Raw genomic sequence first — 12,131 nt, forward strand, 5'->3', positions numbered from 1 at the left:
GGGCCAGGCCGCCGGGGGTCTGTCCCCGGGGGGACAGGCCTGCCGGGAGACAGATCCGCCCAGAGATAGGCCCGCCGGGAGATGGACCCGCCCGGAGACAGATCGGCCGGGGGACAGGCCCGCCGGGAGATGGACCCCCCGGGGACAGACCCGCCCGGAGACAGAACCGCCGGGAGGCAGGCCCGCCGGGAAATGTACCCGCCCGGAGACAGATCGGCCGGGAGACAGATCGGCCGGGAGATGGACCGGAGGCAGGCCCGCCGGGAGACGGACCCACCCGGAGGCAGATCCGCCCAGAGACGGATCCGCTCAGAGATAGGCCCGCCCAGAGAAGGCCCGCCCAGAGACGGATCCGCTCAGAGACAGGCCCCGCCCAGAGACAGGCCCCGCCCGGAGACCTACTCGTCCGGTAACCCCAGCTCCGCCCAGATCGTCTTCCCCGTGGCCGTCTGCCGGCTTCCCCACCGCTCCGCCATCTGCGCGACCAGCAGCAGTCCCCGCCCGCCCTCGTCGAACACCCTCGCCCGCCGCAGGTGCGGAGCCGTGCTGCTGCCGTCGGAGACCTCGCAGATCAGCGCGGAGTCACGGATCAGCCGTAGGACGACGGGGTCGTCGCCGTAGCGGACGGCGTTCGTGACCAGCTCGCTGACGATGAGTTCCGTCGCGAAGGACGCTTCCCCCAGCCCCCACGCCGTGACCTGCTCGCTCGCCGCCTTCCGCGCCCGGGCCACCGCCGCCGGGTCGCGCTCGAGCTGCCAGGTGCGCACCCTCGCCGCGTCCAGGGCCGAGGTGCGGGCCAGCATCAGGACGATGTCGTCGGCCGGGCGGGCGGGCAGGACCGTGCGCAGGACGTCGTCGCAGGTCTCCTCCAGCGGACCCGACCTGTCGGCGAGGGCCCCGCGCAGCAGGTTCAGACCGACCTCGATGTCCCGGTCGGCCGCCTCGACCAGCCCGTCGGTGTAGAGGGCGAGCAGGCTGCCCTCCTCCAGTTCCACCTCGACGGACTCGAACGGCAGACCGCCCAGGCCCAGGGGCGGCCCGGTCGGCAGGTTCAGGAAGCGGACCTCGCCGCCCGGGGTGACCACGGCCGGCGGCGGGTGGCCGGCGCGGGCCATCGTGCAACGGCGCGAGACCGGGTCGTAGACGGCGTAGAGGCAGGTGGCCCCCACCTCGCCCGCGGTCACGGTCTCCGAGGGCCGGCCGCCGCGTGTCTCCGGCCCCTCCTCCCGGTCGAGCCTGACGACCAGGTCGTCCAGCTGGGTGAGGAGTTCGTCGGGCGCGAGATCCACGTCCGCGAGGGTGCGTACGGCCGTGCGCAGGCGGCCCATCGTCGCCGAGGCGTGGATGCCGTGGCCCACCACGTCGCCCACGACCAGCGCGACCCGGGCGCCGGACAGCGGGATGACGTCGAACCAGTCCCCGCCCACGTCCGCGCCGGAGCCCGCCGGGAGATAGCGGTACGCCACCTCCATGGCCGCGAGGTCCGGCGGGCTCTCGGGCAGCAGGCTGCGCTGGAGGGTGAGCGCGGTACGGCGTTCGTGGGTGTAGCGGCGGGCGTTGTCCACGCTCACCGCGGCCCTCGCGACGATCTCCTCCGCGAGCAGCAGATCGTCGTCGCTGAAGGGCTCCGTCGTACGGTGCCGCAGGAAGTGCACCAGGCCGAGGGTGACCCCCCGGGCGCGCAACGGCACCATCATCACCGAGTGGATCATGTACTTGGCCACGGACTCGGCACGGGCCCGGGAGGAGTCGACCCACTCCTGCATCCCGGGGTCCAGGGGCTCCGCCCGGGTGCCGCGGCCGGCGATCAGGGTCTGCATCGGGGGCGTGTCCACCGGGTAGAACGTCCTCTCGCCGGACGCCACCGCCGACTCAGGGCAGCCGTCGAGGACCGATCGCTGCGCCGTACGGCGTACCGTGACCGGCCGCTCCGGCGGCACCGGTTCCGGTTCCGCGCCGAGGGCGACGGACTCCAGCAGGTCCACGGTGACGAAGTCCGCGAAGCCGGTCACCGCCACCTCGGCCAGTTCCTCGGCGGTCCGGGTGACGTCCAGGGTGCTGCCGATGCGGAGGCTGGCGTCGTTGAGGACGGCGAGGCGGCGGCGGGCCCAGTACTGCTCGGTGGTGTCGAAGACGGCCGCGGACAGGCCCCGCAGCGCCCCGCTCTCGTCCTTGAGCGGGGAGAGGAACATCGACCAGGCATGGCCCCGGACCTCGCCGGGTGCCTGTCCGAAGTTCTCGTGGAAGAGCGGCTCGCCGGTGCGCAGCACCTGCCGCTGGAGGCGGTCGTACTCGTCGAAGGGCGGGTTCGGCTCGATCTCCCACAGGGTCAGACCGCGCATCTCGGCCAGGGTGCGGCCCATCACCCGGGTCATGACCTCGTTGGCCGCCACCAGCCGGGCCTCGGTGTCGTAGACCGCCACCGGCACGGGGAGCTGCGCGAGCGTGAGGTCCCACAGGGCCTCCGCGTCCGGTTCGACGGGTCCGGCCGTGTGCTCCTGGGCGGCGGCGGTCACCAGCCACGGCCGCGCACCGTCGCCGTCCGCGAGCGGTGTCCCCTTCAGCCGTACGACGACCCGGCGGCCGCCCCGGTGCCGCAGCGCGACCTCGGTGGCCCAGGACCGGCCCCCGGCCACATGGCGGCGCGCGGACTCGGGCAGGTCGGCGGCGAGCAGTGCGGCCGCCGGTCGCCCTATGACCTCTTCGGCCTCGTATCCGAGCAGCTGACGCGCCCCGGCGCTCCACACCGTGATGGTCCCGCCGGCGTCGACGACGACCGCCAGGTCCTCGGGTACGCGTCCCTCCACGGTGCCTCCGGGTGTGCCGCCCCTGCCGTCCATGCTCCCAGCGTCCCGCCGCACAGGCCCCCGCTCAAGCGGCGGCGCTGCCGTGAGGAGCCGCAGTCTTGCACGGGGTGGCGGGGAGAGGGAACGGAACGGGGTGATCTCGGCGGACCGCCGTGCCGTGCGCCCGGAATGCGTCAGCCCAGCGGGGTGTCGGCCCAGGGGAGGGACGCGGCCGGGTCGTTGAAGGCTTCCTGGCGGGGCGGCTGGACCTCGTGGCAGGTGAAGCCGAGCCGGGTCAGGGCCCTGCCCACCTCGCTGGCGGTGAAGTCGCGGCGGTCCTGCCGGGTGATCACCTGGCCGACCTGCTTGACCGGGTAGACGTGGGGGCCGACCGTCACACACAGGCCGGTGGCGGGTTCGGGCTGGACGCCGTCCATCGACCTCTCGACCTCGCTCATGGTCAGGTCGAAGGGAAAACGTGCGATGACGATGCGCATGGTGCCTCCACGGGGGCGGGGACGTGACGGTGAGAACGGCCAGGGTGCGGCCCTGTTCGTCTCCTTCTCGACGGGGACGCCGGCGGCGCGGCCACCGGGCCCGTCAGTCGGTCGTACGGCTATCGGCTGGTGGGGGTGGAGCGGCGGCCGCCGCGGCCCCGGGCGGGGCGGCTGCTGCGGCTGCGTCCCGCGGACCCGGAGCGCTTCGGGGTCTCGGCGGGCGCCGGAGCGGGGAGGACGACGGGCACGCCGGAGGGGGTGCGGGCGCCGGTGATGCGGTTCAGCTCGGCCTCGCCCGGACGGACCCGGGTGGTCTGCGCGGTGACGCCGGCGTCGGACATCAGACGGTCCACCGCGCGCCGCTGGTGCGGCAGGACCAGGGTGACGACGGTGCCGGACTCGCCGGCGCGTGCGGTACGGCCGCCGCGGTGCAGGTAGTCCTTGTGATCGGCGGGCGGGTCGAAGTTGACGACGAGGTCGACGTCGTCGACGTGGATCCCGCGGGCCGCGACGTTGGTGGCCACCAGCACGCTCACCTGGCCGTCCTTGAACTGGCCGAGGGTGCGGGTGCGCTGCGGCTGGGACTTGCCGCCGTGCAGCGCCGAGGCCCGCACGCCCACCGACAGCAGGTGCTTGGCCAGGCGCTCCGCCGCGTGCTTGGTGTCCAGGAACATGATCACGCGGCCCTCGCGGGCGGCGATCTCGGTGGCGGTGGCGTGCTTGTCGTCGTCCCGGACGTGCAGGAGGTGGTGGTCCATGGTGGTGACGGTGCCCGCGGACGGGTCGACCGAGTGCACCACCGGGTCGTGCAGGTAGTTGCGGACCAGCCGGTCGATGTTGCGGTCGAGCGTGGCCGAGAACAGCATCCGCTGGCCGTCGGGGCGTACCTGGTCGAGCAGGGCGGTGACCTGGGGCATGAAGCCCATGTCGGTCATCTGGTCGGCCTCGTCCAGGACGGTCATGGTGACCTGGTTCAGGCTGCAGTCGCCGCGCTCGATGAGGTCCTTGAGCCGGCCGGGCGTCGCCACGAGGACCTCGGCGCCGGCCCGCAGCGCGGACGCCTGCCGGCCGATCGACATGCCGCCGACGACGGTGGCCGCGCGCAGGCGCAGCGCCCGCGCGTAGGGGGTGAGCGCGTCGGTGACCTGCTGAGCCAGTTCGCGGGTCGGTACGAGGACCAGGGCGAGCGGGTGCCGGGGCTCGGCGCGCTGTCCGTCCAGGCGGGCCAGCAGCGGCAGACCGAAGGCGAGCGTCTTGCCCGAGCCGGTGCGGCCACGGCCGAGGACGTCACGGCCGGCCAGCGAGTTGGGCAGGGTCGCGGCCTGGATGGGGAAGGGGGTGGTCACACCCTCGGCGAGGAGCGCGGCCTGCAGGCGCTCGGGCAGGTCCAGCTCACTGAACGCCTCCACCGCGGGCAGCGCCTCGGTGACGGTCGTGGGGAGGGTGAACTCGCCGCGGGGTGCGGCGGCCGGGCGGGAACGCTGGTGGCTCGCGCCCCGGGAGTGCAGGCGGGACGTGCTGTTCCCGTTGTTCCCGGTACGACGGGTGCGGTTCATGGGAGGGGAACCCTTCCTCGATGCGTGCGGCACGTGTCGAGGAATTCCTGCTGGGCGCGGCGAAGCCGCACGAGAATTCGCAAGAAAGAGCCGGGGAGAAACAAAGCGAAGATAATAAGATTCTTCGGGACAATCTGATTGTTCACGGGCAATGGGACAGGGCCCGCACCCCAAGAGTGCGGGCCCCAGCCGTGAAGATACGCGTCAGCGTCAGGCGGGAACGATGTTCTCGGCCTGCGGGCCCTTCTGGCCCTGCGTGACGTCGAAGGTAACCTTCTGGCCTTCCTGAAGCTCGCGGAAGCCGGAGGTGGCGATGTTGGAGTAGTGCGCGAACACGTCCGCGCCGCCACCGTCCTGCTCGATGAAGCCGAAGCCCTTTTCCGCGTTGAACCACTTCACGGTGCCAGATGCCATATTGAATCTCCCTAGGGGGCAGTGCCGGGACCCGCACTGTACGGACCCCGAGTCGCCGCGATGGACTCCCCTCCGGAAGATCCGGAAAGACGCCGGTGAAGTTCAATAAAGAAATTCTCCGGAAACCAAAACTGCAACTTTTATCACGGTAACACAGGGTAGGTGGGTGGATCTACACCGACTTGAATCGTAGTGGCGCCCTGGTCGAAAACCTCGCCGGGCCCCATCCATGATTCTGTTGCGGCCGTGACAGTTATTCGTTCGGCCGTCGGCTCGTCTGCTCGTTCATGCGGAGGCCTCGGTGAGCGGATCCTCCAGGACGGCGGGATGTCGGCGGCCCGCCCCACGGTGGAGGCGCAAGGCCGGCGCACCCGCATATGTGACGTCACCACACCAGACTTTTGCGCCCGCCCGAAGTCCCCGAGACGCACCCCCCGACGCCCGGCGTGATCCACCACACGCTCGGATGCCTCCTCGCCGTCGGCTCACGCCGGGTACGGCGCGCTCTCGCGGGCCGAGCGCAGGGCGCCCGCCCACCAGGACAGCTGGTCCAGCAGGGTCTTGGCGTACCCGGCGGCCTCCGGGTCCAGGGGGCGGCCGTCCTGCCACGCGGTGAAGTAGTTGCGGAAGGCGAGGCCGTCGCGGACGGTGACCGCGTGCAGTTCGGTCAGGACGTTCTCCAGGTGCAGCACCGCGTGGCGTCCGCCCGCCGCGCCGCCGTAGCTGACGAAGGCGACGGGCTTGGCCGTCCACTGGGTGAAGTGCCAGTCGATCGCGGCCTTCAGGGACGCGGGGTAGCTGTGGTTGTACTCCGGCGTGACCACGATGAACGCGTCGGCGCTCTCCAGAGCCGACGTCAGCGGCTCCATCCCGGCCGGCCGCGGATAGTCGTCCCCGGCGTACTTCGGCGACACCGCGGGCAGTGCCAGCGGGACGTCGATCCCGGCCAGATCGACGACCTCCACCTCGAACCCCCCGTGCGCCGCGGCCTGCTCGGCGACCCACGAGGCCACGACCGGCCCGAACCGCCCTTCGCGGACGCTTCCGACGATGATCACCAGCTTGTGCTTGTCGTTTGCCATGCCCACCACGATCGGACCGCTCCGTGACCACAGCCAGACCGGGCTGAGGCTGGCCCCCGCAGGGCCACCCTGGGCCCTGCGCAGGCGGCGGTCCGGAACCTATGCTCGGTTCATGGGGACACCACTGGGGGATTTCGTCCGGGCCAAGCGGGACAGTATCCAGCCGGAGTCGCTGGGTCTGCCGGACCACGGCCGCCGCAGGTCACCGGGACTGCGGCGCTCGGATCTCGCCGCCCGGGCCGGCATCAGCGTCGAGTACCTGACCCGCATCGAGCAGGGCCGCGACCGCAACCCCTCGATCGCCGTGGTCAACGCCCTGGCCGACGCGCTCAGCCTCGACGCCGCCGAGCGCACCCACCTGCGCTACCTCACGAAGATCAGCGGCGGTGAGTGCATGGCCCACCAGGCCCGGCCCGCCCCGCCGTCGCGTCACGTACGGCCCTCCGTACTGCGGACACTGCGCCTGCTGGAGCCGGGCATCGCCCTGGTGACCAACCGGATGGGCGACGTCCTCGCCCACACCGGCGCGTTCGAGGCGGTGACGAACGGGACCGGACTGCTCGACTCCGACACCCCGAACCTCACCCGGTACGTCTTCACCGACCCCCGCGCCCGGTCGTTCTTCACCGACTGGGACGACATCGCGGACGAGCGGGCCTTCGACCTGTGGCTGGGGCCGTCCCTCGACTCCCACGAGTGGTTCACCGCGGAACTCGCACCCGTCGCGGGCCCCGAACTCACCCGTCGCCTGAACCGCCATGTCGTGCCGCGGCGCGGCGACCTCCGGCTGCGGCATCCCTCCGGACCCGAACTCCGGCTGGTCCGTGAGACCCTCGAGCTCTCCGCTGACGCACAGCAGCTGGTCGTCCTCCTCCCCGCGGACGAGGCGACGGACCGGGCGGTCGACGAACTGCGCCGTCCGGCCCACGGCGGGCTGAGAGCCATCTCGTGACAACAGGCCGGACCCTCGCCGTCCGGTGTTCGATTAGTGCTGCCATGTCATACCCTGCATCTTCGGTCGGCCGGGTTTCCTAGGGTGGACACAGGAACCCGGACGGCGCTCCTTCCCTCTTCCACAGTCGGGCAGGCGGTTCTGACGAGCATCTAGTGAAACTGGCTGAAAGTGATAGAAATGCCACCGCGGATTCCTTCGCGAGCGAGGCTCTGGGCCGTGGGGGCCGTCGTGGCTCTCGGGTTCTTCATCGCGATGGAGTGCGCCGCCCACCACTACGGCCTGCCGGGACCGCTCACCACCCAGGCACGGGAGTTCGTGTGCCCGCCCAAGTCGGGCCCCCTGCTGTACGCCGGCCTGGCACTGATGACGGTGGTGCTGACCTGGCGGCAGCGGTTCGCCGCGATCGGGGCCGCGATCGGGATCGACCTCGCCTTCGCGGTGGTCCGGTGGGTGTGCGACATCGAGGTGACCCGCGGCCACCCCTTCGGCAACGGCGCGCTGTGGGTGATCGTGGGCTGCGCGGTCATCGCCCTCACCCGCCGCACCGGCCCGGAACGGGTCCTGCTGCTGAAGGGCGTCGGGCTGGGCCTGCTGCTGGTGGCCGGCCGCAAGACCGGTGACACCTGGCTGCTCATCACCGCGAAGAGCCGGCCGCAGGTGCTCGACCCGTACCTCGCCGACGCCGACCACGCCCTGGGCAACCCGTCGTGGCTGATGGGCCGGCTCGTCACCGCCACCGGAGCGGTCGGCTTCAACTTCCTCGACACCATCTACGGCCAGCTCGCGGTGGCCGCGGTGGTCGTCGCGCTGTTCCAGCTGCGGCACGTGGCGGCACAGCGCCGCTTTCCGCGCCACCACCTGGTGCGCACCTTCCTGCTGATCGGCCTGCTCGGACCGGCCATCTACATGATCTTCCCGGTGGTCGGCCCGGTCTTCGCCTACGGCACCGGCACCGACCACTGGGCGTCCATCGCCCTGTGGTCGCCGCAGATACCGAGCGACGGGAGCTGGGCGGTGGCGAACCTGTGGCCGCAGACACCGCCGCCGATAGCCGCCCCGCACTCCATACCGTTCGACGCGGTCACCCCGCGCAACTGCATGCCCAGCCTGCACACGGCGTGGGCCACCGCGATCCTCATCCACTCCCGCACGGGCCCCCGGTTCCTGCGGTACGCGGGCACCTTCTGGCTGATCGCCACCCTCTGCGCCACGCTGGGCTTCGGCTACCACTACGGCGTGGACCTCGTCGCCGGCGTGGTCTTCACCCTCACCATCGAGGCGGGACTGCGTTCCTACGACCGCGGCTGGGACCGCTCCGGGCTCCGGCTGACCGCCTACGGCGCGGCCGTCTTCCTCGCGCTCCTGCTGTCGTACCGCTACCTGCCGGTACAGATGGCCGAGTACCCGTGGCTGGCCGGCCCCCTTCTCCTGCTGGCGATGGGCTCGGTGATCTACGGCTACACGCGGACCGTGGCCCGGTGGGAACCATTGACCCCGCAGGCGCGAGCGCCGCAGCCGCAGCCCGAACTGCTGTGAACCGCGGCGGACGCCCGGATCAGCCGCCCGTCCGCTCGATCCACTCGCCGCCGCCCAGCGGATAGTCGTAGCCCGGGCGGCCCACGTCGGCGCTGGTGCGGAACGGCCTGCCGTCGTCGTCGAGGTGGACCGTGCCGCTGCGGCCGCCGCTGGACCAGTCGAGGCTGAGGTCCCAGCGGACGTCGTGCGCCTTGGTGCGGGCGGTGACGTAGAAGACCTCCGGATCGGACTCGCTGACCTTGTACGGGAAGTCGCGCTGGCCGTTCTTCGCGGTGACCGTGGGGCTGCCGTTGTCCAGGTCGATGTCGAAGGACTTGGTGCCGACCCCGCCTCCGCAGCCGACGCCCATCGAGTAGTCGTTCCAGGCGAGCGGCGCGCCCTTGGTGAGGAAGCGGACGTGCAGGGCGTTCAGTACGACGGTCTCCTCGCCGGTGCCCTGGACGGTGAGCGCGATCTGCTGCTCGCCCGAGGAGACGGCCCCGTAGGCGGCGGCCCAGCGCGGCGCGTCCTGCTCGGGCGCCGGCGGTCCGACCTGCTCGGGGTCGCTGTCCACGAGGAAGTGCTGGCTGCACGGGTCCGCGTAGACGTAGGGACGGACGCCGACGGTGAGCGGGACGCCGGCGGCGGTGTCCGGGGCGGCGCCCTGCTTGCCCCCGCCCTTCGAGGTGCCGGACCCGGTGCTCTTCGAACCGGCCGTCCCGCTCGGAGAGCCGGTGGCCGACGCGGACGGTTCGGGTGTGCTCGCGCCGGCGGACGGGCCGGCGGAGGGCTGCGCGGTGGGCCCGGTGTCCAGGGTGCCGGTGGACGCCGGCGCCGTGGTGTCCCCGGCGCGGGTGTCCACCGGGCGCAGGGCGTAGGCGACGGGCGCCAGCGCGGCGACCACCGCGACGGACGCGATCAGCACGGTACGGCGACGGCGGAGCCAGGAGCGAGGACGAGGGGGAGCGGCGTCGACCGGGGTGTCGACCGGGGTGTCGACGACAACGGGCTCGGCGTTCCCGGTCGCGGTCTCACCCGCATCCTTCGCCGTGACCTGGTCCGGCCTGCGTCCACGTTCCGCGTCCGCCAGGATCCAGCGCCGGTGCAGCTCCACCAGCTCCTGCGGTGTGGCCCGGCAGACCCGCGCGAGGCGCTCCACCGGGGCGTACTCGACCGGCACGGCGGTGCCGTTGCAGTAGCGGTGCAGCGTCGACGTACTCATGTGCAGACGCTTGGCGAGCGTCCCGTAGCTCAGCCCCGACCGGTCCTTGAGTTCCCGCAGCAACTGCGCGAACGCCTCCGGCCGGTCGGTCCCCGTTGCCCCTGACACCCGTTCCCCTCAACCCCCCGCATCCCGGCAAAGCGTTCCAGGGGCAGTGCGTTCCCCCTGGTCAGAGCCCATTTCGGCGTTCCAGTGTCCCCAACTGCCCGCTGAGCGTGGCGGTCGGGACGGATCACCTCACAAGCTTCGGTCATCCAATCACCACGCCACCCGAACTCCGAAGGGGCACTCGCACCATGTCCAAGATCTCCCGCACCCGTCTCGTCGCCGCCGCCGCGACCACCGTCCTCGCCGCGCTCTCGCTGACCGCGTGCAACGACGGGACAGGCACCGAGGACGAGGGCCGCGCGGCCGGCACGAGCCCCTCCACCGCGGTCTCTTCCGAGGCCACGGCCTCCGCCACCACGGCTCCCTCGGGCTCCTCGGCCGTCACCGGCCCGTCGGCCTCCACGGGGTCCTCCGGCGCCGGGTCCACCGGCGGCACCGCGACATCCGCCGTGCGCACCTCCGGGCCGGCGAAGGCGCCCACCTCCGCGGCGGGCAGGCCGGTCACCTGCGAGGGCTCCACCACCAGGACGGTCGCGGCCCCTCTGACCCGTCCGGTGAACCACATGCTGCTCACGGTCACCAACACCGGCAGCAAGAGCTGCTACCTCTACGGCTACCCGGCGGTCCGCTTCGGCGAGGCCCAGTCCGTGCCCCCGGTCATCGAGGCCTCGAAGCCGCAGGCGGTCGTCACGCTCGCGCCGGGCGAGTCCGGCTACGCCTCCGTGAGCCTGTCCGCGACCGACGGCAGCAGCGCGAACGGCTACACAGCGAAATCCCTGACCGTCTACTTCCACGGCCGCTCCGGCAACGGGAGCGTCGGCACGGCCGCCCACCCGCCGCTGTCCGCGAAGGGCGTCTACGTGGACGACTCGCTCGAGGTCACCTACTGGCAGCAGTCGATGGACGACGCCGTCAGCTGGTGACACCACCGCGCAGTCAGCCGGCGCGGGACCCGGAGTTGTCGGTCGAGTTCGCGGCGCGGCGGTACTCGGCGTTGATGCGCTGAGCTTCCTCGAGCTGGTCCTCGAGGATGACGATGCGGCAGGCGGCTTCGATGGGGGTGCCGCGGTCGACGAGCTCGCGGGCGCGGGCGGCGATCCGCAGCTGATAGCGGGAGTACCGGCGGTGTCCGCCCTCCGAGCGCAGGGGAGTGATCAGCCGGGCCTCCCCGATGGCTCGGAGGAATCCCGGGGTGGTGCCGAGCATCTCTGCCGCCCGGCCCATCGTGTAGGCGGGGTAGTCGTCGTCGTCCAGGCGGTCGCCGAGTGGAATATCTGCTGTCATGTCACCTCGTTGTGCAACGCGTCGAGGGGCCCCGATGCCGTACGGCACCGGGGCCCCGAAGGGAATTCAACACCATCTGTCGGCCCTGTTGCTGTGCCGACCTTCTGTTTCCGCTACCCGGCCCGGTGACGGGAGGGGTGCGGGGATCGCGGCTGCGTGACCGGGGACCACCATCCAATCCGGGGTCTTGCGGTACCCGGGCCGAACACGTCGGGCCGGGCGATCCTGATGGCGTCTGTCCTCCGTTCTTTCCTCGCTTGACCATGTCTACGAGAAAAACAGTAACCGTGGCAGGAGCCAATGTCTACTCTGACAAGAGGAGATTTTGGCGCTCGTGTGACGCAGACATCCTTCGACGTGAAGAACGTGCCGGGATACGACGATGGGGCCCTGCCGACGCGCGTCGGCAGGGCCCCATCGGGCCTGAGGGTGGATCAGCCGGCGAGGCCGAGGACCTCCCGCAGCTGGAGCCGGTCGGTGTAGGCGGCGCTGTCCCGGAGAACGGCGAGCCCGGCCAGGGTGATGACACCCGTGCGCTGCTCGTCCCCGTCGCACAGGACGAGGTGATCGACACGGGCACCGGCCATGAGGGACAGAGCCACCTCGACCGTCATGTCGTCACTGACCCGGGGCCCGGGCCCCTGCTGGTCGAAGATCACGTGTGGCGTCTGGGTCGGCGTCATGGGTGTCTCCTACGGGGAAGGGGGTGGGG

General features: G+C 71.7%; 11 protein-coding genes. 3 read left to right on the top strand and 8 right to left on the bottom strand.

All coding sequences use genetic code 11. The features are described from left to right. Positions 1-398: 398 nt before the first annotated feature. From ACGFWE_RS27530 to ACGFWE_RS27550, 5 genes are all read right to left on the bottom strand, one after another. Positions 399-2,840 (bottom strand): SpoIIE family protein phosphatase, encoded by a 2,442-nt coding sequence (locus ACGFWE_RS27530; RefSeq protein WP_393602433.1) that lies wholly within the window; start codon positions 2,838-2,840, stop codon positions 399-401. A 140-nt stretch (positions 2,841-2,980) separates the two neighbouring features. Then, positions 2,981-3,283: an SCO5918 family protein gene (locus tag ACGFWE_RS27535; protein ID WP_053852860.1), complete on the bottom strand. Its 303-nt coding sequence runs from the start codon at positions 3,281-3,283 to the stop codon at positions 2,981-2,983. A gap of 119 nt (positions 3,284-3,402) precedes the next feature. Further along, positions 3,403-4,839, bottom strand: coding sequence for a DEAD/DEAH box helicase (locus tag ACGFWE_RS27540; protein ID WP_352387464.1), 1,437 nt, complete (start codon positions 4,837-4,839; stop codon positions 3,403-3,405). Positions 4,840-5,049: 210 nt separating this feature from the next. Then, complete coding sequence (locus tag ACGFWE_RS27545) at positions 5,050-5,253, bottom strand: cold-shock protein (protein WP_007383480.1); 204 nt, start codon at positions 5,251-5,253, stop codon at positions 5,050-5,052. 485 nt (positions 5,254-5,738) lie between these two features. Next, positions 5,739-6,335 (bottom strand): NADPH-dependent FMN reductase, encoded by a 597-nt coding sequence (locus ACGFWE_RS27550; RefSeq protein WP_393602436.1) that lies wholly within the window; start codon positions 6,333-6,335, stop codon positions 5,739-5,741. Between the two features lie 112 nt (positions 6,336-6,447). On the opposite strand from ACGFWE_RS27550, the gene ACGFWE_RS27555 reads away from it, so the two are divergent. Both ACGFWE_RS27555 and ACGFWE_RS27560 read left to right on the top strand, forming a co-directional pair. Next, positions 6,448-7,287 (top strand): helix-turn-helix domain-containing protein, encoded by an 840-nt coding sequence (locus ACGFWE_RS27555; protein WP_393602438.1) that lies wholly within the window; start codon positions 6,448-6,450, stop codon positions 7,285-7,287. Positions 7,288-7,506: 219 nt separating this feature from the next. Further along, entirely contained in the window at positions 7,507-8,826 is a 1,320-nt protein-coding gene (locus ACGFWE_RS27560) for a phosphatase PAP2 family protein (RefSeq protein WP_393602440.1), read from the top strand. Between the two features lie 19 nt (positions 8,827-8,845). Here ACGFWE_RS27560 and ACGFWE_RS27565 read toward each other — a convergent pair whose 3' ends face one another. Beyond that, positions 8,846-10,135, bottom strand: coding sequence for a helix-turn-helix domain-containing protein (locus ACGFWE_RS27565; RefSeq protein ID WP_393602442.1), 1,290 nt, complete (start codon positions 10,133-10,135; stop codon positions 8,846-8,848). 188 nt (positions 10,136-10,323) lie between these two features. Here ACGFWE_RS27565 and ACGFWE_RS27570 point away from each other — a divergent pair, with 188 nt between their 5' ends. Then, entirely contained in the window at positions 10,324-11,058 is a 735-nt protein-coding gene (locus ACGFWE_RS27570) for a DUF4232 domain-containing protein (RefSeq protein ID WP_393602444.1), read from the top strand. 13 nt (positions 11,059-11,071) lie between these two features. Here the strand turns inward: ACGFWE_RS27570 and ACGFWE_RS27575 are convergent, their stop codons facing one another. Next, positions 11,072-11,419: a MerR family transcriptional regulator gene (locus ACGFWE_RS27575; protein ID WP_352387474.1), complete on the bottom strand. Its 348-nt coding sequence runs from the start codon at positions 11,417-11,419 to the stop codon at positions 11,072-11,074. A gap of 434 nt (positions 11,420-11,853) precedes the next feature. Then, complete coding sequence (locus ACGFWE_RS27580) at positions 11,854-12,102, bottom strand: CBS domain-containing protein (protein WP_393602446.1); 249 nt, start codon at positions 12,100-12,102, stop codon at positions 11,854-11,856. Between the last annotated feature and the right edge of the window lie 29 nt (positions 12,103-12,131).

The organism is Streptomyces sp. NPDC048523 (assembly GCF_043199815.1).
GTDB lineage: Bacteria > Actinomycetota > Actinomycetes > Streptomycetales > Streptomycetaceae > Streptomyces.